This is a genomic window from Tunturiibacter gelidiferens (genome assembly GCF_051013345.1).
Classification (GTDB): domain Bacteria; phylum Acidobacteriota; class Terriglobia; order Terriglobales; family Acidobacteriaceae; genus Edaphobacter; species Edaphobacter gelidiferens_A.
This window is the reverse complement of record NZ_CP132939.1, coordinates 4929473-4951522: the sequence shown is the minus strand read 5'-3', so window position 1 is coordinate 4951522 and position 22050 is coordinate 4929473. Positions and strand designations below refer to the sequence as shown.

Genomic DNA, 22050 nt, shown 5'->3' with positions numbered 1-22050 from the left:
AGTTGAGGCCGAGGATAACCGAGCGTGCTTCCCCGTGACCGATCTTCCGACCTAAAGTCCATAGAACCTTTCGTGCAAACAATAACTCGGGAGGTGCACTCCGGGCGGTCTTCAGTGTCGCATAGCTGCGGTAGGTTTACCGAATAGCTAGGCATGTTACAGAATCGAAGGGCGTCTATTTGTTTCGTGGAGCGCGCAAAAGAGCCCCTCGTAGAAATCAAAAAATGGAATACAAGGGGATCTGTCTAGTTAACAATTACTTTCTTCTGCTCAACAAACCCGCCTACCCTTAACACCTCCGGTCAAATTTGTGTGTCCACCACGAACATGCGGTTTTTGTTGGCCAAATTGCTTGCGTGTTCCTCAGCCCTTTCCGAGTGAGTTAGAAGGCCAATAGAGATCAGTTCATTCAGGCAAATCTGTTTGTATCTGTATTTCTTTATCCAACTGCGTCTTGTCTTCGACGCCGAGAAGGAGACCTGAGCGCTACCATCTGGGTGGGACATGATGATCACTCGGACATCCATAACAGTAGGATACTGTTCTGGTATGCGGAAGTTGTCTTTATCTCATTGAATCGACTTTGATTTGGCTCGGGTGTGTGCTTGCTCTTGCCTCCTGAATGTCGGCGGAATGACATCGTCTGCTGGACTGGCCGATGATCGTAGCAGTTTCACCAAATCCCTCCGCAAAGCGCAGGCACTTTTCGTTTTGCAATGTGTGCTGTGATCTTAGTTGACTGCGGGCCACCAGCTCATACCACGCAATCTCTACTTTGCGCGTCTATCCAGAGTGCTGAGGCAATTACTGAGTTTTCGCGAAGCAATCTGGAGGAATTCATGACAGTCATACTAAGTGAACGACCGAATGCGGAAGCTGTTCCCAATTCCGGCTCTGCAGGAATGATCGTCGACGGACGATACCTCCCGCCACCCGAGGATAAGGACGGAAAGATTTGGGTTAGAACAACAGCACTTATTCAGGCGGATGCGCAGGAACTATATGCGATCTGGCGCAATGTCGAAAGTGCCCCGCTATGGCAAGAACAGATCACGATAGTCGTTTCGACCGGACCCATGACCTCACACTGAATCATGGAATCCGATGGCAAGACCATCGAATGGGACTCTGAAGTAATGGCCGACGATCCTGGAAAGCGCATCACATGGCGGTCCATCGGTGGCGACTCGGACAACGCTGGTGAAGTGATCTTTGAGGAAGCTCCCGGCGGTCGAGGCACGAAGTTACGGTATTGCAGGAGTTTCGCATGGGCAAAATCACGAGCGCCTGGGAGACTCTGGTCGGTCGAAATCCTAAACAAGCCGTAGTTGAGAATCTCCCGCACTTCAAGGCTCTCTCCGAGACAGGCGAGATGCCCGGTGTCCAGGGGCAGCCACATGGGGACCGCGGAACCGTCGGCAAAATGAAGGAATCTACCTACGGCGAGAAGATCACGACACCACCCGGAGTGAACTAGCGCGGCGGAAGAAGGGTGCATTCGTTCGCGTCGAGTCGGGTCATAAGAAAGGAGCAGTCATGAAAGCAGTTTGTTGGATGGGAACGAGCAAGGTCGAGACCTTGACGGTGGCTGATCCCACGTTGTTAAACCCACATGATGCGATTATCAAAATCACAAGACGGCTATCTGCGGGTCTGATCTGCATTTGTACGATGGCTTTATCCCCACGATGGAAGCCGGCGACGTCCATGGACATGAATTCGTGGGCATCGTCGAAGAGGTCGGCAAAGACGTTGCCAATCTTCGTCGCGGCGACCGAGTAGTGGTGCCCATTTACGATTGCATGCGGCAGTTGCTTATTTTGTAAGAAAAAGCTCTGGTCCGCCTGCGACAACACCAATCCCAACGCTCATCTGATGGAGGCAGCGTACGGATATTCAGGCGCTGGGCTTTTCGGCTATTCGCATATGATGGGTGGCTACGCCGGCGGCCAGGCACTATATGCCCGTGTACCTTTCGCGAACGTTGGTCCGTTGAAGATTGAGAGCGACCTGCCCGATGAGAAGGTTCTCTTTCTTTCAGATATCTTCCCAACTGGATATGTGGCCGCCGAGAATGCCCAGATTCACCCAGGTGACACCGTAGCAGTTTGGGGGTGTGGTCCAGTAGGTCAGTTCGCCATCGCAAGTGCGTTCATGCTTGGCGCCGCCAGGGTAATTGCCATTGACAGGCTGCCAGAGAGACTCGAACTAGCGAGGAGTTTGGGCGCGATCGTAGTCGACTACTCAGAAGAAGACGTGAGCGTGCTAACTGCGATCAAAGACCTAACCGGTGGCGTCGGACCAGATGCGTGTATTGATGCGGTTGGGTTGGAAGCCCACTCCTCCGAATTGCAGGGCTTCTACGACAAGGTTAAAACCGCCTTGATAATGGAAACGGACCGGCCGAGCGTGCTCCGTCAGGCGATTCAGGCCGTCCGCAAAGGCGGGACCTTGTCCATTCCCGGCTATGGGGGACTCTTGGACAAAGTTCCTTTTGGCGCTGCATTTGGTAAAGGCATCACCATGAAGATGGGTCAGACGAACATGCACAACTATATGAAACCGCTGTTGGAGCGAATTGAGAAGGGGCAAATCGATCCCAGTTACATCATCTCCCATCGCATCACGCTGGATGAGGCTCCGGAAATGTACAAAATATGGCGGGATAAAAAGGAGAACGTTACCAAAATAGTCATCGATCCATGGGCTAGCAAAAACGCCGCCTAGGGAGAAGTTGTGCGGTAACGTCGTTGCTTTAGAGCTTCCGAAACCCGTACTATCAGCGGAGTGGTGCGAGTTTTTGTTAGCGCTCACATGCGATTATCAATCCTGTTCAAGGTGAAACCGAAACAGGGGCAGCCGCTGCCCCTGTTTCTTCACTGACGATTCATCAGCTCGCTTGTCTCTTTGCTCCCCTCTTAGCCGTGCCGGTTGCCTTCTTGGCCGAAGCATTGAGGCCAATCGCTTCATCTGCGGCTGAAGTAGTTGCTTTGTGCGCATCGTCCTGTTTTCCACGATCTTCGCCATCGATCTTGCCATCGATGTCCCCGACCGACAGGCCCTTACCGCCATTCATCTCAGATTCGACCGAATGCAAACCAAAAGAGGATGTCCAGGGTCCACGCATATCCGGGTCTCCCTCACTGCCGTCGCCCGTCGATCCGTTGAAATACTCGTCCACAATGCCGGCCGTTGGCTTTAGCAGGCCTACTGAGAACGGAGACTTCTCCAAGCTGTCCAAGGCTGCCTGAAATGCTTTCATGTGGGTGATCTCGCGCGTCATTAGGAACTGAAGCGTGTCGATCGTTCCTGGGTCTTGGGTATGGTCAATGAGTCTTTCGTACACAATCTTTGCGCGAGCCTCTGCCGCGATATTGCTGCGGAGATCGACATCCAACTCACCGGTGATCTTCAAGTATGTCGAGGTCTAGGCGTTCCCCATCGAATCGAACAAGTTCAACCCTCCGCCCCCAGCAATCGTTACTAGGGGATCGGCCTCGGCTGCCTCGCGATTGGTTTTAAGCGGTTTGAGATGCATGCGAATCAGAGCACCGACAACTTCGAGATGGCTCAGTTCTTCCGTTCCGATATCCATCAGCAGGTCGCGCCTTCCAATATCGTCTCCACAGTTCCACCCTTGAATCGTGTACTGCATCGCTGCGGCGAGTTCGCCGTTCGCACCGCCGAATTGCTCCAGCAGCATGTTTCCGAACCTCACGTCTGGTTCGCCAATATTTACGGTGTACATAAGCTTCTTGACATGGTGATACATGGAATAACCTCAACGTGAATGATGTGTCGTGCCTTGTTCGTTGAGATGCCGTATCGGTGTCTCGGGACGTCCCTCCAAAGATACGTTCAAGCGGCAGTCTATTGAGACGCGGGCAACCCGTATGGCTGAAAGAATCTCTGACTGGAAGAGGCATGAAAGCGCTCGCTCCTACTCATGTTGAACATTGGGCATTGTCTCTCTGAATGCGGGATGACTAGTGAATTCTGGCTATTCCTGTCGAGCAGAGCAGGTCGAGCAAACCGAAGCAGGAGAATCACACCCATGATTACGTCTCTCGTTGAACCCCGCGATCCACGCGAACGCTTTGCCAAGCCGCCTTTCCCCCAGGGGAAGCAAACCGGGTCCGGCAGCTCTAGCAAGCTCGATCCTCAGGCTGATTACGGTGAATCCACTTATAAGGGGCATGATCGTTTCGTCGGCCGCTCGGCTCTCATTACTGGAGGAGATAGCGGTATTGGACGAGCCGTCGCTCTCTGTTTTGCCAAAGAGGGAGCAGATATTCTTTTTACTTTTCTAGACGGAGATGCTGACGAGCAGAAGGATGCTCAAGAGACGATCAGGCTTGTCGAAGCTACAGGTCGCAAGGTCGTAGCCGTGCCTGGCGACATTCGCCAGAAGTCCTTCTGCCAAGAGCTGGTCAAGCGAACGATTGAAGAATTTGGCCGGCTCGATATCCTTGTCAACAACGCCGCCTTCCAGCGGACCTACAAGGAGCTGGCAGACATTCCCGAAGAGGAGTTCGATAGAACCTACCGCACTAATGTTTATGGAACCTTTTTTCTCACACAAGCTGCCCTTCCCGTGATGAAGCCCGGCGGCGTGATTCTGAACAGTTGCTCCATCGAAGCTTTCGTACCGAAGGACGAACTTGCCCCCTACGCATCGACCAAGGCAGCTCTCGTCAGTCTCACCAAGAGCTTTTCAAAGCTTTGTATTAAGCACGGCATCCGCGTAAATGGCGTCGCTCCAGGCCCTGTATGGACCCCGCTGATCCCTGCAACTATGCCGGTGGAAGAGGTCCGCTCTTTTGGTGAAAGCACCCTCTTAAAACGCCCCGCTCAACCCGTCGAACAGGCGGCCGTTTTCGTCTTTCTAGCCTCTGATGATGCAAGTTACATCACCGGTGAGATCTATGGCGCAACTGGCGGAAAAACGCCAGTTTAGGGGACCCCGAATCACAAGATTAATCGGCAGAAGGGAATAGCTTGCCGGAGCGAAAGCGGTCCAAGTTTGCACTTAGCTAGCAGAGGCGTAACGCCCTGACATGGACGGGCGCGTCAGGTTGGAGCGCTGACATCGCTGGAAACTATCTATTCTGACATTCGATTGCAAGCTACTACTCTGCTTTCGTTCGCGAGGAGGTACCGCTATATGAGGGAGGCCTCTTCAGAATGGAAGAGCCTAGCCCACTTCTAGCCCTTGAGCCGCAGTTTAGAGCTACTCCGCACGGGTTTCTTAGTTAGAAACGACTTTCCTCATTCAACACCTTTCTCTTGTTGCTTGATCTGGACGCGTTCTCTTTTTACTTCAAGGCGAATTCTCGCAAATAGGCTCATATAGACATTTGCCACCCATACAAGCGAGAAGCCGGCAATCAGATACCCCCGCCAATCCGGATAAAGAAGCTTGAACCGGGTAATGAGCAGAAACACGGCTGCGACGTAGTGGCTCAGGCAGTACTCGCACGTAAATAGATAAAAGAACTTGCGTTCATAGATCCTGCGGCACGTTGTGCTTTTCCCTAGGCAAACATCACGAAATTCACGAACGACCTCCTCGTGCGTAATCGTCCAGGCGATAGAAGCAATGGGGAGAGCTAAAAGAAATAAAGATAAAACTTGAAAAGTCATCTGAAGACGCTCCAATTCAAAGACGTCCTAGGATTGATGCCTTCTTTTGAAGTGCAAGAGGTATCAGATCCCGGGCGCAAGCGTTCATGTCGCACTGAATGCGAAATCTACATCCTCTCTCGCGTCCACCAGAAGAGCGACGACACCGCAATCCACGTCCCTGTCGCGGTAAACACTATAGGCAGGAAGTTGTGCGTTGGCAGCCCTTGCCATAGCACCACCGCAAATCCCATTAGACCAAGCGTTCCGACGGAAGCCCCTGCTGCCTCAACACTCGCTTGCCCACGTGCAGACCATATTCCGAGCTTCCCTTCGGTTTTCTCGCGTTGCGTCTTATGCTTCTCTACGAGGCTCACACCGGCCGGAAAGATTCCTGGGAACGCAAGGAACAGCCCACCCAAGACCGGCCCACAGTGATCCGCCACAAAACCTGCAAGAACGGTCACCACGCCGCCGAAGACGAACCGCGACACATACTCCGTTGGCTTAGTCTCCTTGAGTGAATCGAACCTCAACTTTAGGCGCATCACCTATCTCCGCAGCCAGACCGCCCAAAGCGCGGCGGCCGTCGCAAACCATAATGGCAAAAGAGCAATCGCTGTGGTCAGTGCCTTCGGGCGCCAGCGCATAAGCACGAAGCTCACCACACATGCATACGCGAAAAATGCGATGGCGCCAGCTACCATCGACCTTGCCTCGGTCGCCACATACGCGCTCCCATGTTTGTGCATTGTCAGCACCAACGTAGCCAGCGCAATCGTGGGGGCCGCAGCGAACACGCCCCCGCGACTCCGGCTTTACCACGTCGCCTAAGATTGCAAACACGCTCACTACTATTCCGCCGATCAAGAATCGCAGCATCATGTCCATCACTTCCTCCGCTCAGTTACCTTCATCGGCGTCTTCCCCTTTCGTAGCCCGGCAGTATCATCCGTTCCAGAGGAGGTGTGAGAGTCTTCTTCGATTTTCTGGCGGTTCATCGTGTCATTTCCTCACTAGATTGGTATGCCGAGAGATGCTATCGGGTTGCCCCGTGAGCACCGAGAGGGAGTGTTCGGAATTCAGGTCTGGACCAGAAAACCCCGTTCCCCTTTGTCCCTTGCCGATAGACCATCCATCTAACCAACGTTCAACCCTGTTGGCCGGAATGACCTCTGAACTTTCAGCCGCAAACAACTTAGTTAAGACGAAACGCGTCCCAGTCGGTGATTCAAATTTCTATTCACAATGCCAGGCGGGAAATTAAGAGCAAGGATTACCTAGGAAAGTCGGCCATTGACGGCTCATCTAAGCGCCGTGGGGTGAGCGCAAAAGAGGCAACCGTCAGCTACGAAGAGTGGATGCGCAGATGTACCACTGTGATTCCGTCAGATCTTCTTTCAAAGCATCGGCAGATGAAGAAGAACCCTTTCCTTTTTTGCGGGGAAGTTTCTATCGGTGGGTCCAACAATGGTCGTCAATCTGTTCCGAACTGTGCAACGCACCCCAGGTTCTCGCTGTCGGGGATCTGCATGTGAACAGTTTTGGAACCTGGCGAGACCTAGCATCTGTTGTCGGTCCAGAGACTTCAGATTTCCTCGCTGATGTAGAAATCTCGGCAAGACGATGCCTTTCCACAGGAGAACTGGCGTACTTCACCCTGTACTACGAATCATTGCAGGTGGTGGTCAGCACACTCCCACGTGGATCTGCCGACAAAGCTCTAGACGAATACATACAAACATTCCCTGAGAAGCAGAGAGCGGCCGTTGCCTCAATTGATAACAGGATGAGGGAGAAGCTGGGCAGACGCTTCATCGAAGTGGGAATTTATCCACTCAGCCGCTATATGGAGCCTAGAGATGTTCATGGTCGGAAGGTGAAGACCAAACCCAGCAATGTGATTTCAATCCAGGCTAGCGCTGCCCCTAACGAACGCTTCCTGACAGCACAGGCTGCAGCGGTTTATCTCGGTGGGCTCAATACCCGCACCTTGGTCCGTTGGGCCCGTGAGGGCTATCTACCTGCCATTCCCATCGGGGAAGGGAAGAGGAGGGTGTGGCGATTCCTTCAGACCGATCTTGAGCAGTGGATGCTTGCGCGTCGTCAGGGTGGCCAAAATGCAGCTTGATTCGACGCGAATCAAGGTTAAACTCATCTCAGCCACCGATGCTCCGAGCGGAGGATTTATCCAATGATCGAGAGCACTCGTTTTCAACAAGGAAGCCTAATGCTCGTGAAGAACAAGACGACCGATGACAGCTGGTTTTTCCGGTTTTATGAGGACCGGGAAGGGAAGCGGGTTCATCGCAACATCCGCATCGGGACGGTTCGGGAACTTCCGCACCGCCGCAATGCAGAGAAAGTCGTCTGTCAATTCGCGCCAAAATCAACTCAGGGGTACGTTCACCGGAAACGGTCAATGACCTCATAGCCCACTACAAACAATATGAACTGACTCTAGAGAGGAAAGCATTTGCCACTGTTGACGCTCACACGGTTTACATCAAAAACTATGTGACGCCGAAGTGGGCAGCTTTCAAAATCTCAGAAGTGAGGACCGTTGCTGTTGAGCAGTGGCTTGAATCTCTGCCCCTTGCGCCTGCCTCTCAATCGAAGATTCGGAACATCATGTCTGCGATCTTCAGTCATGGAATCAGGCACGAATGGTTCACTTTCAATCCAATCAGCAAGGTCAGATGTTCGGCTAAACGGCTGCGGGAGCCGGATGTACTCACGCCATCAGAGTTCCAGGCGCTATTGCTTGAGCTTTCATTGCGTGAGCAAGTCATGGTGATGCTTGCCGGAACAACTGGCTTGCGACGTTCCGAATTGTTCGCGCTCAGATGGAGTGATGTTGATTTCCAGAAGATGGAAGTTGCCATCACCCGCTCATGTGTGCGAGGCAGATTTGGGAATGTCAAAACTGTAGCAAGCGGCAAGCCGGTACCGCTTCATAAGCTCGTTTATGACATGCTTTTGAATTGGAGACTGGTCACGGCATACAGCGGGGAAGCGGATTTTATCTTTCCATCTGAACGGCTGAATGGCGACAAGCCGCTTACTCCAGATATGGTCTTGAGGAAGATCATCCGCCCTGCTCTTACACGTGCAGGCGTGCAGGGCAAGACGATTGGATGGCATTCATTTAGGCATAGTCTGGCCACGAACCTCCGCACTTTGGGAGTAGATGTAAAGGTGGCTCAAGAGCTTTTGAGACATGCGAATTCACGAATCACTATGGACCTCTACACACAGGCTGTCTCTGCGGATAAACGCATAGCGAGTGGGAGGCAGGCGGAGATGTTAATGGCTGGAAAAGAAGACGGTAAAGAGGTTTAGTACCGTTGCGTACCGTAGCGGGTTTACTTGTCACATGAGGTCCGCCATAAGCTCTTCATTCTTAGTAGCTTATGGCGGGGACGACGGGGCTCGAACCCGCGACCTCTGCCGTGACAGGGCAGCGCTCTAACCAACTGAGCTACGTCCCCAAATTCGTCTTCGTTAGCGATTATATCTCACTCAGAACAGGCTGATTCGAACCACCGCCAAAATCCTGATTCGCTGTCTTTTCAGTTCGGTACGATCCCCTAAGGAGACCCGCACGTCAACCCGACGACAGATGTAAGTCTATCAGATCAAGTGACACTTGGGTGTCCTCCCATTCTTCCGTTAGCGGGCATTTTTATAGATAAGCTCGAGCAGCTCATCGTACATGGTCTGCCTCTCGTCCGCCGATCCGTTGCGAATTGCCTGAGTCGCACAGTGAGAGAGGTGATTCCGCATCAAGGCCCGAGCCACGGAACGAAGAGCCTCCTGTACGGAAGAGACCTGAGTAAGAATGTCGGCGCAGTAGCGATCGGCCTCGACCATGCGCTGCAGGCCGCGGATCTGCCCTTCGAGACGCCGCAACCGACGTAGGTTGGAGGCCTTGATCTCAGGATCGACTCCAGTTGCCTTGCGTTCCGATGCGCCCACCTCGCAAGCACAGGAATCCACCATCGCGTCCTTATGTTGATGAGTCGTTTTTTCGTAGCCATGTTTTTCCTTAATCCAGCTTCAGCCCCCGCAATCGAAGGCTGTTAGTGACAACACTGAAAGAACTGAGCGCCATCGCAGCACTGGCTATCACCGGGCTTAGCAATAAACCAAACGCTGGGTAAAGTACACCAGCGGCAACTGGAATTCCAATCACGTTATAGACGAAGGCCCAAAACAGATTTTGCCGAATCACTCGCATCGTGCACTGCGAGAGGGTTACAGCCGCCGCGACGCCGGTGAGGTCGCTCCGCATCAGCGTTACATCTCCAGCTTCCATCGCAATGTCTGCCCCGCTGGCCATCGTAAGTCCCACTTCCGCCTGTGCGAGCGCAGGAGCATCGTTGACTCCGTCTCCGACCATAGCGACCGCACGCTGTTCCGCCTGTAGCCGCCTGATTGCCTCCACCTTGCCCGTAGGGAGCACGCCCGCAATTACCTCATCGATGCCGACCCGCTGTGCAATCGCACGAGCCGTACGTTCCTTGTCGCCTGTCAGCATGACGACGCGGAGCCCTTCGTCCCGCATCCGGCGAACAGCTGCGATGGAGCTGGGTTTGATCGTGTCTGCGACAGCGAGAACGGCAGCCAGTTTGCCCTCGATCGCAATCCATAGCGGAGTCTTACCTTCTTCCGACATCCGTTCTGCGCTTGCGTTCAGTTGCTCAACGGCGACATCGTGCATTTTCATCAGGGCAGCGTTGCCGATCAGTACGGCTTCGCCATCGACGACTCCCACGACGCCAAGTCCGGAAAACGATTCAAACTCCTGCGCTTGAGGCAGATTCAAACCTCGCTCTGTGGCATATCGAACGACAGCCTCAGCGAGAGGATGTTCACTACCGCGTTCCAGTGCGGCTGTAACGCGAAGGACATGATCCTCTGAAAGATTCGCGCTCTGTATTCCTGCTGCGTGGCTATCGCTTGTGGCGAGCACAAAATCAGTAACTGTTGGCCGGCCCGCGGTGATTGTTCCCGTTTTGTCCAACACGATGGTATCGATCTTCTCTAATCGCTGAAGAGCCTCTCCACCCTTGATGAGAATTCCATAGTTGGCTCCCCGTCCCGTTGCAACCATCACGGCCGTCGGAACAGCCAGACCCATCGCGCAAGGGCAGGCAATCACCAGCACGGTGACGGCGGCCGCAAACGCCTGCATCACACCGGAGTGCGGGGCGAAGATCCGCCACGCTGCGAAGGTAACGATTGCAATCGCCAGCACCGTAGGCACAAACACGGCGCTGATGCGATCCGCGATTTGTTGAATCGGAGCACGAGACCCTTGAGCTTCACGCAGAAGCCGCACTATCTGCGCCAACGTGCTGCCTGCTCCCAGAGCGGTTGCCCGGTACTGGAGCGATCCACGCTGGTTTAGCGTTCCCCCCATTACCCTGTCCAGAGCGGTCTTTTCAATGGGCAACGACTCGCCTGTGAGCATCGACTCGTCCACGCTGCTTTTGCCCGCGATCACTTCGCCATCGGTAGGTATTCGCTCGCCGGGTCGTACCAAAACAATATCGCCGCTCTGAATCAACTCCAGCGGGACGCTGCTCTCGATGCCATTCCGCAGAACAGTCGCAGTCTTCGGTTGAAGTTGCACAAGCTTTCGCAGAGCGCTGGCCGTCTGCCCCTTCGCCCTGCTCTCGAGCGTATTCCCAACCAGAACCAATCCGATGATGAGAGTTACGGCTTCAAAATAAACATCCGGAGCGATGCCGCGCGCTACAAAAAATCCAGGCGCGATGGTGCTGGCAGCCGAGTAGAGATAGGCCGCGCCGGTGCCAAGTGCCACCAGTGTGTTCATGTCCGCCGTCTTGTGTAAGAGAGCAGACCAACCCTTGGTGTAAAACCGTCGCCCTGCCCAGCTCAGAATGAGCGTTGCAAGCGCAAAAAGGAGCCACCGAATCGCATTTGCACTAATCTCATACATCCAGGGAACTGCGCTGCGCAACAGCGGATCAAGCACCCGGATGTTCCAGCTCATCAGCGGATCTTTCATTCGCTCCATCCGGACCGCGCTGTTGATCGTCATCAGAGGCATCGACAAGAGCATGGCTACGCCACCGGCGATCAGGCTGACTAAGGCCTTCAATCGCAGCTGCCGATACTCTCTCAACTGCGCCTCGTCGTGATCCTCCTGTTCTTCAAGGGCGGACTGGTGTTCCAACGGAAGCTCCGCGCCGTAGCCCGTGCTGCGAATCGCATCTACCAGTGCCGAGGTCGAAGTAGCACCTGGATCGAACGTCACCGTCGCGTTGTGCAGCATCAGGTTGACCGTCGCATCCTGCACCCCAGCCTGGTTGGCGAGTTCCCGCTGAAGAAAGGACTGACACGCCGCGCAGGTCATCCCGGAGACGGGAATCGTGACATGCTCCACCGAGGCTGACGCTAAGGCTGTTGCAGCGTTGGCATCAGTTCTGTCAGTGATCTTCATACTATCGGACATGGTTTCTCCCAGAGTTACTTCTCACTGCGTACCGTGAAGCCGATCCTGTTGACCGCACCGACGATCTTTTCCACTGTTGCCCGTTCCGGATCGAACGTCATTCTGGCCGACCCGACCTCTACCGAATTCACCTCAACCCCGTCGAGCTTTCCGAGAGCATCCGTGACCCTGCGAACACACGCTCCGCAGTGCATTCCTTCAATCGGCAAACCGAGCACTTCCTGCATGGACATTTCCCCTCCGCATTAGTAGATGCATATACCCCCAGGGGGTATTCAAATATAGTTTACACTCGAAGTGAAATCGGGGGTGTCAGACAACTCCACGTTGCATCCAGGCCGCGGCTCCCATACACTGTGTTAGGTTCTAAAGAACTTCAACGGGCGGTTAGCTCAGTTGGTTAGAGCGCCTGCCTTACAAGCAGGATGTCGGGGGTTCGAGTCCCTCACTGCCCACCATCATTCCAAATAAGTTAGTAGATCCTCACAATATTTGATTCCACATGAGTGCAACAAAAGAAATGAGAACGAAGCCTCCCGAACAGTCTGGGAGGCTTTTGAATTGTGCGGGGTGGGGTCTGTTATAGTCCGACACAGAGGCAATCAGAAGTGATATCGGTGTTCATCATCAAGCTTTGGTGTTGGGTACTTGGCAAAGAAGTCAAGGGAATACGGCAATGTGTCATTTGTGGAAGGGAGAGGAGAAAATCCAGAATGACCATCACCGCTGGATACACTTGGGCCTGCACCCAGGCACATGCAAAGTTATTCGAAGACAGTATCACCACAACGCGAGGCTCGCATGAGGACAGCAGAACAAGTTGGAATAAGCTATGAATACAAGGCGGCCAATCATGAAGTCAGCCATTCCTATCTCAAACCGATAGTAGACAGCCTGGTGAAAGATATTCCCGCCGGCAGTGCCGTTCTGGATATGGGTTGTGGAAACGGAAGCTTTCTTTCCCTGTATCGCGACCGCGGCTGGATCCTCTACGGAACCGACTTCTCGCCGACTGGTATCGAGGTTGCGAGGAGCAACTACCCTGACATTGATTTCATCCTTGGCAACTCGGAGACATCTGCTGCAGACCTTTTAAATCAGGTGGGTCTTGTCGATCTGATCATCAGCACTGAAGTCATTGAACATCTCTATAATCCGAAGGCGTTTCTGCGTACAGCGTACGATGTGCTTAGGCCGGGCGGAGCCATGGTGATTACCACTCCATACCACGGCTACCTGAAGAATCTGGCAATCGCGCTCACGGGACAGATGGACAAACACTATACCGTCCTGTGGGATCACGGACACATCAAATTCTGGTCGGCGAAGACGCTCAGCAAGGCTATATCGGATACAGGATTTGAATCTGTGCGATTCAAGGGCGCTGGACGATTCCCCTATCTGTGGAAGAGTATGGCTCTTGTGTGTAAGAAGCCTCACAGTGCACACCTCGGACGCTAAAGATAGTCTCCTCCAGAGGTTCAATAAATTCATCCGCATTGCCGTTCATGCTGCAGACTTACCGTATGTCAAACCCTGAATGCTACAGAATCGAACGCCAGTACGAAGAAGCCACGAAAACGCGTTTAGCGGCAGAGAGTGATCTAGAGAGTTCCTCTCCCAACGCATCACCGCTTATCGTGCGCAGAGCAAGACTTCAGACAGCGGAGCGTGAACAGGCTGCGGCGGCAGAGGTCCTTAGGGAGCATCGTCGCAGCTGCCCGGTCTGCAAAACCAAGGGCATGCCGGATTAAAACCCGTAGCGATTTGTAACCCGCTTTGATACATATTAAATGTGTCGGGAGGTTACGAACTTCGCAGGTTCTCGATCATGGCGAGCACATCGGCTGCGTCCACAACGAAACGCGAGGTACCGTCGAGTGAATCTGCATCCTCCAGCACCCAGCGACGCTCGTGTTGCATCTTGCTGGCTTCGCTCCGCCGCAGAGAACCGTGAAAATGGCTCGCGCCGGTCGCGCGAACCAGGGCCCTTGCGTCCTTGATGCGCAGACCTCCGCCGACGGCGATATCAACTCTTCCGCCAGCGAGTTTTACCAGCTGCGTCAGTTTGTTCGCTCCCGACAGCACATCAGGTTCACCCCGGAGGTCAGAACACGCCTGCAACCAGCGCCAATCACGTCTTCCAGTGCCTGCTCCAGCGAAGTGGTGTAATCGAAGGCGCGATGAAAGGTAATCTCGAGGGGAGCCGCCAACTCCACTAGCTCGCGGGTGCGTTCGGAGTCTACCGTGCCGTCCGTGCGAAGTATGCCGAGCACAAAGCCGCTGGCTCCGAGACCGCGCGCGTGAAGCAGGTCCTCGCGCATGACGGCGAACTCATCGTCCGTGTAATGGAAGTCGCCACTTCGAGGCCGCAACAGGACATGAACAGGGAGACCACTGCGAAGAACCGCTGCGTGCGTAAGAGCGTGACTCGGGGTTAGACCGCCTTCGCTGAGGGCGGTGCAAAGTTCAATGCGGTCGGCGCCCCCTTCGCGCGCGGCGAGGCAGGCCTGAAGAGTCTCTGCACAGAGTTCAAAGGTAATCTTGCGCATCAAATCACACAAACCACAAGAGCTTTCCAATCCTCGAAAATAGTCAACCTGACGAACGACGCAGTGATGGATTCCACGAAGTGATCCTTACCTATATACAGTAAAAGTTCAATAAATGAAAATTCAAGCCCCAAATGATCATTATTTTGAGAATATCTGAGGTGAAAGGACGGTATTCGACGCCAGACGATCTCCTTGTCCCTTCAACCTACGATTGGTGGCTGTCCGATCCGCGCCCGCCAAAGCGCGCCGAGTATGGGATCGACGGTGCCCGGCAGCACCTTCAGGAGGGGTGCTCTCGCCGCAGAGCCCGAACGATTCCTTCACGAATCGGCGCGACATGTTCAAGAATGCTGCCGGTGAACGCAAGGTCGGGGATCCAGTCCGGACGGCTGTCGGATGCGTCACGTCGCAGCCGCTCGACGACGAGATGCGCAAGGTGGGCCAGCTCTTCTGCTTCGCGCTGAAGAACGTTCTGCGCCACCGCGTCTCCTCCGCGGCGCACCTCACTACCAGAGGAGCGAGGCGTGTAAAGTCGGGGGCAGGGATCTGGTTGGCGTAACCGATAAGCGAGTCGAGATCGGAGAGTTGCCACAACTCAAGAATCGCTGGAAGCAGAGTGGTCGTGCGATCTTCGTCGATAGCGAAAAAGTATCACGCAGCGCCTGATGGCCTATTCTGCTTCCTGAACCCTGATCGGCCAATGCAGGCCCCCACCCGCCGGCCGTAGTCAGATCACCGCCAACGGTGCGCCCGGCGACGTTCGACCCCGTCCCGGCCATCACCAGCACGCCGGGTCCGCCGAAGAAAGCCGCATCGAGCGCGATCTCTACATCCCCGACAAGGATAAGCGAGCCGCCAACGCGCTCGGCGAAGGCTTCGCGTATCCAGTCGGTGACCAGCGCAACCGTGATGCCAGCCGCACCAACACAGCTACGTGTGATGGACTTCATCGACACGCCGGTCAATGCGGCCAGCTCAGCAAGCGCCCTGTCGAGATTCTGCGTCGCAGTGTTCGCGTCCGTACGCATGCGTTTGATGGTGCCCCCGCGGACTCGCGCGAGTTCACGGGCGTCATCTGCCAGGACATACTCCGTCTTTGTGCCGCCTACATCCAGTCCAAGATAAAACGCCAAGCGTGTTCCTCTTCTTCTGTAACTTCGAAAATAGCAGCAACGAAGACAGGATTTATATCTCTGATCGAGACGATGTTGCCATAGTATGTGCGGCAACCCTCTGTTCGCTTTCAACCTGCCGATGCAACACGATTGTCGAAACATCGTCGGCATCTTGGAAGACCATCCACAGTGGCAAGGGCAGAGCCGAAGCCCTGCCCCTGTGATGCTGATGTTACGGTTGGTCGATGATCGAGGGCCGTGTAAACCCGCTCTAAAACCGATAGTTCGCGGAGAACTGCAGCCGGCGCTCGGTGGAACGAACGGCCTGCTGGATTCCATTAGCCGTTCCCTGGCCTGAAATATTGCCGAAGTTGGTATCGCCAATATTGGTGTCAGGGTTGCCATAGCTGGCAATGTTGAAGGCGTTGAAGGCATCGAACCGGAAGCCCAGGGTCTGCTCACGGACGATGGCGAAGTCCTTGAAGGCCGACATATCAACGTTCAGATAACGAGGCCCGCGGGTATTGCCATTCCTCGCGTTGCCGAAGGTGTTGGGGGCAGGTGCTCCGAAGGCGCACAAGCCGTTGTCAACACCAGGAGTGGTGCAGGGAATAGCGGAAGGATCGGTGCCGTACCAGTTATCGATGCTGCGATTTACGATCTTCAGCGCACGGTACTGGTTCGGACGCGCATTTCCGAAGCTGTTGGAGTTGTTCCCAGGCCCGTTGATGGTCTCGGGAAATCCACTGTAGACGACGGCCGCGGTCGAAACCTTCCAGCCGCCAATCGCCTCGTCCAACACCCGGTTGACCCCGGAAAGATACTGCTTGCCATGGCCGAAGGGCAGGGAATAGACGCCCGTGCCACTGAAGTTGTGTCGTACATCGTAGGCAGCGGGACCCCAGTCTGCAGCGCTGTCGTAGTAGTTCTGGAAAGCACCTTGACCGAAGTTGGAAGCGCCCGAGGTATTCACGGCGTAGTTGCCCGCACTGTTCGTCAGAGCCTTTCCATAGGTGTAGTTCACGGTGAACTCCAGCCCATGACTGGTGCGTTGACGAAGAATAGTCTGGAGGGCCTGGTAGTTCGACGCTGCACGCGACTCTGTGATCAACAGATTGCCGGAGCCGATGCTGACCGACGGATCGATCGCATTGACACCGATGAACTGATTGTTGAAGTAAGGCGCTGAGGTGGGATCACCATTGACCCGCCACTGATTGAGGTTGCCGTAGTCTTCGATATGCTGGCCTATTTCTCCGACGTAGCCGACCTGCAGCGACAGGGAGCGTGTTACCGCATACTCGGTGGTGAGGTTGAACTCCTGTACGTAAGCCGGCTGAATATTCTGCGGATACACATTGAAGGTTCCGGTCCCTGTGATAGTACTGCCGCTGAATCCCTGCTCTGCCGTTCGCGGAGCTCCCGCACTGCCAGGCGTCGGCGTCACGACGTTGACGTTGACGGCTTGAATGAAGGGAGTCATCGAGGTCAGGCGCTGGTTGGAGGAGTTACCTTCAAAGAAGCTGGTAGCGCCATAACCACCACGAATCACAAAGCGATCCGTCGCCTGATAAGCGAAGCCGAGACGTGGCGTGAACTGGCGGTAGTTGGCGTCGTAGCACGCACGATTGCTGCACAGGCCAGAGCCAACAGGCGCACCGACGGGAATCTTGCTGGCATAGATCACCTGACCCGTAGCGATATCGATGTTGCCTGTCTTATTGTTGGATTCGATCCAGGGCTGGTCGTATTCGTAACGCAGGCCAGCGTTCAAGGTCAGCCGTGGCGTCGCCTTGTAGTCATCGCTGAAGAATCCTGCTACGCGCCATTGCCGCTGTCCTACATTGACGCTTGTAAGCGTGGCGGCTGCTGAGTTCACTCTGTCAAGCACGAAGTCCGCACCGCCGAACCCACCCGCGTTAGACAGGGAAGGGTTGCTTGTAAAAGCGCCTGAGTAATTCAGCGATCCAAGGAAGCCGTTGTTATTGCTGGTCGGATAGTTGTTCTGGTAGCGAAGCGCCTGGACGCCCATGCTGTACGTACTCTTGCCGCGCTGCCATGTCAGGTTATCGATATAGCTGAACGTGTTGTCCGTCAGACTGCCGTTGTTCTGCGCGCTGTTACCGATGCTGCTCAAGCCACCGCTGATGCCCTGGGACGTAAAACCTTCATAGGCCTGATTCGGAAAGGTGATTCCGACAACGGCGTCGCCATTCTTACCGAAGACTCCCGTTTGATCGACCGGCAGCCCCTGATTCCAATTGATGCGTGTATAGCCGATGCGCGCGGAGTTAACTATCGACGCAGAGAAGATGTGAACCCAGGTGAGCCCGCCAATCTGCGATGGGAATGTGCTTCCGTTTGGAAACGAGACAGGCAGAACCGACGTAGCGCCATCGTAGGCATCCGATTTCGCGTAAAACGCACTGAATTTATCCGCCGCGTTCGGGGTGTACTCGATCTTGATATCTCCCTGGTTGTTGGCTCGGAAGGTGCGCTGCGGACCTTGCAGATTGTTGTTTAGAATGCTTCCCTTCGATGGGGTCGCATTCGGCAATGGGTACAGTTCTGGATGAGCGAAGAGATACTTCGCAACCGGGTTGTTGATCGGAACGCCTTTATTGCCGACATAGGGGCGAAGCCGTTCAACGGATCGTACAGTTGAATGTTGTTGGTGCCTCCGACAGGGGAAAGCGCTGAGAAGTCTCCGTTACGCATGGCCTGGGTAAACACGCTCGCCTGGCCAGTTCCTCCCTGGTGGAAGCGTGAACCAAGATAGTCGACGAAGAAGAATAGTTTGTCGCGTTTGATTGGACCGCCAAACGTCCCCCCGAACTGAGATTGGGAGAAAGGATTGATGTGGACGATAGGATCCGCGTGCTTGTTCGTCCACGAGTTGGCATTGAGCTTGTAGTCCTGCACGTATCCATACACCGACCCGTGGAAGTTATTGGTCCCGCTCTTGAGAATGCTGACCACACCGGCACCGTTGACATTTCCATAGTCCGCCGGGGAGTTAGCCGTCAGTACCTTGATCTCCTGCAGAGCCTCAGGGGCCGGGCTGTATGCGATCAGGTTGTTGAACGTCTCATTCAGATCGATTCCGTCGAGCGTATAGTTGTTCGCCTGCGCCCGGTTGCCGTTCAGGTTGACAGAGTCGGTGTAAGAGGTGCTGCGCTCGATGCTGTTCGTGCCGGAGGTTCCCACCGTGCTGACAGCTCCAGGGACATAGAGCGTAAGCGCCGAGAAGTCGAGCCCGTTCAGAGGAAAGTTCTGAATCGTATTGGTCGAGAAAGTGCCGCTCAAAGTGGCGTCACTGGTATTCAAAATCGGCGCCGCTTCGGATACGTTCACGACCTCCGCAGAGGATCCGATCGAAAGCTTCACGTTGAACGTGGTGGTTTGCAGTACCTCGAGCTGAAATGCGGGGATCGTCTCTTTATCGAATCCTTTCGCATCCACAGTCACCTCGTAGCGGCCGATGGGCAGAAACTGAATTCGATAAAGCCCGGACGAGTTTGTTGTCACACTCGAGTCCACGCCCGTATCCGTGTTATGCGCGAGGACGCTCGCCCCGGCGACGAGCGCGCCACTCGGGTCCGTAACTACGCCGGTGATGGTTCCGGTGACGGTCTGCGCGAGCAGAGCCTGTGTACAGAACAGAGCTGTCATGGCAACCACAAGCCCCGAGATACGTTTGAGAAACTTCACCTTCTGCGCTTCTTTAATCATTTGAACGACTCCAGGGTGCCTTTGACATGGGAGGGATCCGCGCAGCGTCCCGGCCGAATATGCCGGATACCCGCTGGTTGCGGTTATGAAAAAATCAAATTGTTGGTAGAGCATAGAAATCTATGTAAACATTTGTCAACATTACTTTTCAGAATTCTGAAGAAAACGAGTCCATATACTCAAAAAGGAACCGCCAATCTGTCGGAAAGTTAGCCGGTTGCAGATTTATGCGTGGTTAGAATGGACGAGACATGGCCCAGAAGACCCAGGATCGCGCGAACCAAATACTCCATCTCCTGCTACAGAAAGGCCAGAGCTGCGTTGAAGATCTGGCAGTTACGATTGACGCCTCGCCGGCCAGCGTTCGGCGGGACCTGATCAAACTCGCCCAGCGCGGTCTCGTAAACCGCACCCACGGCAGCGTCGAACTGGCCGGAAAGATGACCTACGAGCCTTTCCGGTTCGATGCCGCCTTTCCCCTGCGCGAAGAGCGTTTCTCCAACGAGAAACGCCGCATCGCCATCGCCGCGGCGGAGATGGTCAACGAGGGCGACACCATCGCGCTCTCGCCCGGCACCACCACCACCCAGGTAGCCCGCAGCCTCCGGCATCGCGAGGGCATCCACATCGTCACCAACGCGGTCAATATCGGGATGGAGTTTTCCAGTCTTCCGAACGCGCGCGTGACACTCACAGGCGGATCCATCCGCTGGCCCGGCGCATTCTCAATGGTCGGCGCAACGGCCTTCGACTCTCTACAGCGGCTCTTCTTCGACAAAGTCTTCATGGGGGCATGCGGAATTCACCCCGACCACGGACTCACTGTCATCGAATCCGACGAAGCGCTGGTTCTCGGAGAGATGGTCAAGCATGCCCGGCAGGTCATTGCCGTCGCAGATGCAAGCAAACTCGGCATCTTCACCTCGGTCAAAGTCTGCGCCACAAGCGATCTGCATACCATCATCACGGACGACAGCGTCGACCCCGAGCTGGTCCAGGCCTTTCAGCGAAAGCAGGTACGAGTGATCATCGTCTAGCGCGAACCAGTTGGCGTCGCCAAAAAATGCCGTTGTCTCTCCACCAACTCGTGAGAGGATGAGGCTATGCGTACAGCCTGGGCCCTCTTGCCGCTATTTCTCGCACCAGTGTCCGTTGCGCTGGAGGCTCAGAGCATGCCCTCGGTCGTACCGCCCAGGCTGATCGGCATGCCGGCTCCGGACTGCGGGGCAGGGAAGGCCTGCCACCACAGTCACGGGCAGGTGCGTTTGATCGTCGATATCCTCGAGGACGGCAAAGTGGGCGAGATCCGGGTAGAACTCGGCGACTCCGTATTGGCCGATGCCGCCACCGCAGCTGTTCAACAGGCGGCATTCGCAGCAGGTTATTACCTCGGCAAGCCTCAAAGTATGGATGTCGTCCTGAATTTCAGGTTCTAGAACCTGGACGAAGCTTGTTTGATTTCGAAACCCGACAGTCTGCCTGCCGGAAAAAAACTGGCGGATTCAGATCTTTTGTTCTCCGGTCGTCATCCAAAGTACATAACCCCGGGAGTATCATAGTAAAGTGCCAAAATATTCAATCGTCGTCCCCTTCCATAACGAGGAAGAGAATGTCACTACACTCTATGACCGCCTGAAGGCTGTGATGGAGCACGTCAACGACACCTTCGAGCTGGTCTTCGTCGACGATGGCTCACGCGACCGCACCTACCGGCTGCTCGAAGAGATCGCGGCCGTTGACAGCCGTGTCCTGGTCATCAAACTCCGCCGCAACTTCGGTCAGACCTCCGCTCTCGCCGCGGGCTTCGACCACGCCCAGGGCGACTTCATCCTCGCCATGGACGGCGACCTTCAGCACGACCCGGAAGAGATTCCCAGCTTTCTGGCCAAGCTTGAAGAAGGCTACGACGTCGTCAGCGGCTGGCGCTCCCAGCGTGGAGACAACTTCATCCTCCGCCGCATCCCTCTCGCGCCGCGAACTGGCTCATGGCCGCGCTCAGCGGAGTCGACATCCACGACTTCGGCACCACCTTCAAGGCCTACCGTCGCGAGGTCATCCAGAACATCCCCCTCTACGGCGAGATGCACCGTTTCATTCCCGCCCTCGCCTCCTGGTATGGCGCAAGCATCTGCGAGATTCCCATCTCCAACCCGGCCCGCGAGTTTGGTGAGAGCCACTACGGCATCTCCCGCACCTTCCGCGTCTTCTTCGACCTCCTCACCATCCGCTTCCTGCTCCGCTACATGACGCGCCCGCTTCACTTCTTCGGCACCATCGGAGCATTCGGAATGGTGGCCGGCTTCGGCATGTCTGCGTGGCTTCTCATCCTGAAAATCGTCACTGGACAGCACGTGATGAGCCTCCATGGCCCGCTCTTCGTCATCGCCGGCGTGCTCATCCTCGCCGGAATCCAGATGATGGGCATCGGTCTGCTCGGAGAGCTTCAGGTAAGGCACTTCCACACCGCTGCCCACCGTGCACCCTATGCGGTAGACCGCATTCTCCGCCTGCGCTCCGAAGAGAGTCTCATTCAGTAGCCCAA

General features: G+C 55.1%; 19 protein-coding genes, 2 tRNA genes and 3 pseudogenes. 10 read left to right on the top strand and 14 right to left on the bottom strand.

Features of this window, described 5'->3' with window-relative positions; genetic code table 11:
* Positions 1-1267: 1267 nt before the first annotated feature.
* Positions 1268-1477, top strand: coding sequence for a hypothetical protein (locus RBB80_RS24880; protein ID WP_433964990.1), 210 nt, complete (start codon positions 1268-1270; stop codon positions 1475-1477).
* A gap of 40 nt (positions 1478-1517) precedes the next feature.
* Here RBB80_RS24880 and RBB80_RS24875 read toward each other — a convergent pair whose 3' ends face one another.
* Positions 1518-1853 (bottom strand): hypothetical protein, encoded by a 336-nt coding sequence (locus tag RBB80_RS24875; RefSeq protein WP_433964989.1) that lies wholly within the window; start codon positions 1851-1853, stop codon positions 1518-1520.
* Positions 1854-1875: 22 nt separating this feature from the next.
* Here RBB80_RS24875 and RBB80_RS24870 point away from each other — a divergent pair, with 22 nt between their 5' ends.
* Positions 1876-2727 carry a zinc-binding dehydrogenase gene (locus RBB80_RS24870; protein ID WP_433964988.1) on the top strand — a complete coding sequence of 284 codons (852 nt, stop codon included), beginning with the start codon at positions 1876-1878 and terminating at the stop codon, positions 2725-2727.
* A gap of 163 nt (positions 2728-2890) precedes the next feature.
* Here the strand turns inward: RBB80_RS24870 and RBB80_RS24865 are convergent.
* A pseudogene (locus tag RBB80_RS24865) lies at positions 2891-3772 on the bottom strand (manganese catalase family protein).
* A gap of 282 nt (positions 3773-4054) precedes the next feature.
* Between RBB80_RS24865 and RBB80_RS24860 the strand changes: the two are divergent.
* Positions 4055-4957 carry an SDR family oxidoreductase gene (locus RBB80_RS24860; protein ID WP_433964987.1) on the top strand — a complete coding sequence of 301 codons (903 nt, stop codon included), beginning with the start codon at positions 4055-4057 and terminating at the stop codon, positions 4955-4957.
* Between the two features lie 311 nt (positions 4958-5268).
* On the opposite strand, the gene RBB80_RS24855 is transcribed toward RBB80_RS24860, so the two are convergent.
* From RBB80_RS24855 to RBB80_RS24845, 3 genes are all read right to left on the bottom strand, one after another.
* Positions 5269-5643, bottom strand: a complete 375-nt coding sequence (locus tag RBB80_RS24855; protein WP_433964986.1) for a hypothetical protein — start codon at positions 5641-5643, stop codon at positions 5269-5271.
* A 107-nt stretch (positions 5644-5750) separates the two neighbouring features.
* Complete coding sequence (locus tag RBB80_RS24850) at positions 5751-6170, bottom strand: hypothetical protein (protein ID WP_433964985.1); 420 nt, start codon at positions 6168-6170, stop codon at positions 5751-5753.
* A gap of 3 nt (positions 6171-6173) precedes the next feature.
* Positions 6174-6422 (bottom strand): hypothetical protein, encoded by a 249-nt coding sequence (locus RBB80_RS24845; protein WP_433964984.1) that lies wholly within the window; start codon positions 6420-6422, stop codon positions 6174-6176.
* A 557-nt stretch (positions 6423-6979) separates the two neighbouring features.
* On the opposite strand from RBB80_RS24845, the gene RBB80_RS24840 reads away from it, so the two are divergent.
* Both RBB80_RS24840 and RBB80_RS24835 read left to right on the top strand, forming a co-directional pair.
* Complete coding sequence (locus tag RBB80_RS24840) at positions 6980-7753, top strand: helix-turn-helix domain-containing protein (protein ID WP_433964983.1); 774 nt, start codon at positions 6980-6982, stop codon at positions 7751-7753.
* A 386-nt stretch (positions 7754-8139) separates the two neighbouring features.
* Positions 8140-8964, top strand: coding sequence for a tyrosine-type recombinase/integrase (locus tag RBB80_RS24835; protein WP_433964982.1), 825 nt, complete (start codon positions 8140-8142; stop codon positions 8962-8964).
* 72 nt (positions 8965-9036) lie between these two features.
* On the opposite strand, the gene RBB80_RS24830 is transcribed toward RBB80_RS24835, so the two are convergent.
* From RBB80_RS24830 to RBB80_RS24815, 4 genes are all read right to left on the bottom strand, one after another.
* Positions 9037-9113, bottom strand: a tRNA-Asp gene (locus RBB80_RS24830).
* A gap of 181 nt (positions 9114-9294) precedes the next feature.
* A complete protein-coding gene (locus tag RBB80_RS24825; RefSeq protein ID WP_433964981.1) occupies positions 9295-9624 on the bottom strand; it encodes a metal-sensitive transcriptional regulator in 330 nt (109 codons plus the stop codon).
* 46 nt (positions 9625-9670) lie between these two features.
* The gene (locus RBB80_RS24820) at positions 9671-12106 is read right to left on the bottom strand and encodes a heavy metal translocating P-type ATPase (RefSeq protein WP_433964980.1); all 2436 of its coding nucleotides are present in this window, start codon (positions 12104-12106) and stop codon (positions 9671-9673) included.
* Between the two features lie 14 nt (positions 12107-12120).
* Positions 12121-12333: a heavy-metal-associated domain-containing protein gene (locus RBB80_RS24815; RefSeq protein ID WP_433964979.1), complete on the bottom strand. Its 213-nt coding sequence runs from the start codon at positions 12331-12333 to the stop codon at positions 12121-12123.
* A 154-nt stretch (positions 12334-12487) separates the two neighbouring features.
* On the opposite strand from RBB80_RS24815, the gene RBB80_RS24810 reads away from it, so the two are divergent.
* Positions 12488-12564 (top strand) — tRNA-Val (locus tag RBB80_RS24810).
* Between the two features lie 343 nt (positions 12565-12907).
* A complete protein-coding gene (locus tag RBB80_RS24805; protein ID WP_433964978.1) occupies positions 12908-13567 on the top strand; it encodes a class I SAM-dependent methyltransferase in 660 nt (219 codons plus the stop codon).
* 345 nt (positions 13568-13912) lie between these two features.
* On the opposite strand, the pseudogene RBB80_RS24800 reads toward RBB80_RS24805, so the two are convergent.
* The 5 genes and pseudogenes from RBB80_RS24800 to RBB80_RS24780 form a co-directional block, all read right to left on the bottom strand.
* A pseudogene (locus RBB80_RS24800) lies at positions 13913-14658 on the bottom strand (copper homeostasis protein CutC).
* Between the two features lie 283 nt (positions 14659-14941).
* The gene (locus tag RBB80_RS24795; RefSeq protein WP_433964977.1) at positions 14942-15142 is read right to left on the bottom strand and encodes a hypothetical protein; all 201 of its coding nucleotides are present in this window, start codon (positions 15140-15142) and stop codon (positions 14942-14944) included.
* 25 nt (positions 15143-15167) lie between these two features.
* Positions 15168-15794 (bottom strand): BadF/BadG/BcrA/BcrD ATPase family protein, encoded by a 627-nt coding sequence (locus tag RBB80_RS24790; RefSeq protein WP_433964976.1) that lies wholly within the window; start codon positions 15792-15794, stop codon positions 15168-15170.
* A gap of 253 nt (positions 15795-16047) precedes the next feature.
* On the bottom strand, positions 16048-18333 hold the full coding sequence (locus tag RBB80_RS24785) for a hypothetical protein (RefSeq protein ID WP_433964975.1): 2286 nt from the start codon (positions 18331-18333) through the stop codon (positions 16048-16050).
* The gene (locus RBB80_RS24780; RefSeq protein ID WP_433964974.1) at positions 18297-19508 is read right to left on the bottom strand and encodes a carboxypeptidase regulatory-like domain-containing protein; all 1212 of its coding nucleotides are present in this window, start codon (positions 19506-19508) and stop codon (positions 18297-18299) included. Before RBB80_RS24780 ends, RBB80_RS24785 begins: the two co-directional genes overlap by 37 nt.
* A 251-nt stretch (positions 19509-19759) precedes the next feature.
* Here RBB80_RS24780 and RBB80_RS24775 point away from each other — a divergent pair, with 251 nt between their 5' ends.
* The 3 genes and pseudogenes from RBB80_RS24775 (at position 19760) to RBB80_RS24765 (ending at position 22045) form a co-directional block, all read left to right on the top strand.
* Entirely contained in the window at positions 19760-20545 is a 786-nt protein-coding gene (locus RBB80_RS24775) for a DeoR/GlpR family DNA-binding transcription regulator (RefSeq protein WP_433964973.1), read from the top strand.
* Between the two features lie 66 nt (positions 20546-20611).
* Positions 20612-20944 carry an energy transducer TonB gene (locus RBB80_RS24770; protein ID WP_433964972.1) on the top strand — a complete coding sequence of 111 codons (333 nt, stop codon included), beginning with the start codon at positions 20612-20614 and terminating at the stop codon, positions 20942-20944.
* A 127-nt stretch (positions 20945-21071) separates the two neighbouring features.
* Positions 21072-22045, top strand: a pseudogene (locus RBB80_RS24765) (glycosyltransferase family 2 protein).
* Positions 22046-22050: the final 5 nt, after the last annotated feature.

Coding starts and splice junctions, on each gene's coding strand:
- RBB80_RS24880 (WP_433964990.1), top strand. CDS start 1,268: ATGGGCAAAATCACGAGCGCCTGGGAGACTCTGGTCGGTCGAAATCCT.
- RBB80_RS24870 (WP_433964988.1), top strand. CDS start 1,876: ATGGAGGCAGCGTACGGATATTCAGGCGCTGGGCTTTTCGGCTATTCG.
- RBB80_RS24860 (WP_433964987.1), top strand. CDS start 4,055: ATGATTACGTCTCTCGTTGAACCCCGCGATCCACGCGAACGCTTTGCC.
- RBB80_RS24855 (WP_433964986.1), bottom strand. CDS start 5,643: ATGACTTTTCAAGTTTTATCTTTATTTCTTTTAGCTCTCCCCATTGCT.
- RBB80_RS24850 (WP_433964985.1), bottom strand. CDS start 6,170: ATGCGCCTAAAGTTGAGGTTCGATTCACTCAAGGAGACTAAGCCAACG.
- RBB80_RS24825 (WP_433964981.1), bottom strand. CDS start 9,624: ATGGTGGATTCCTGTGCTTGCGAGGTGGGCGCATCGGAACGCAAGGCA.
- RBB80_RS24820 (WP_433964980.1), bottom strand. CDS start 12,106: ATGTCCGATAGTATGAAGATCACTGACAGAACTGATGCCAACGCTGCA.
- RBB80_RS24815 (WP_433964979.1), bottom strand. CDS start 12,333: ATGCAGGAAGTGCTCGGTTTGCCGATTGAAGGAATGCACTGCGGAGCG.
- RBB80_RS24805 (WP_433964978.1), top strand. CDS start 12,908: ATGAGGACAGCAGAACAAGTTGGAATAAGCTATGAATACAAGGCGGCC.
- RBB80_RS24780 (WP_433964974.1), bottom strand. CDS start 19,508: ATGATTAAAGAAGCGCAGAAGGTGAAGTTTCTCAAACGTATCTCGGGG.
- RBB80_RS24775 (WP_433964973.1), top strand. CDS start 19,760: ATGGCCCAGAAGACCCAGGATCGCGCGAACCAAATACTCCATCTCCTG.
- RBB80_RS24770 (WP_433964972.1), top strand. CDS start 20,612: ATGCGTACAGCCTGGGCCCTCTTGCCGCTATTTCTCGCACCAGTGTCC.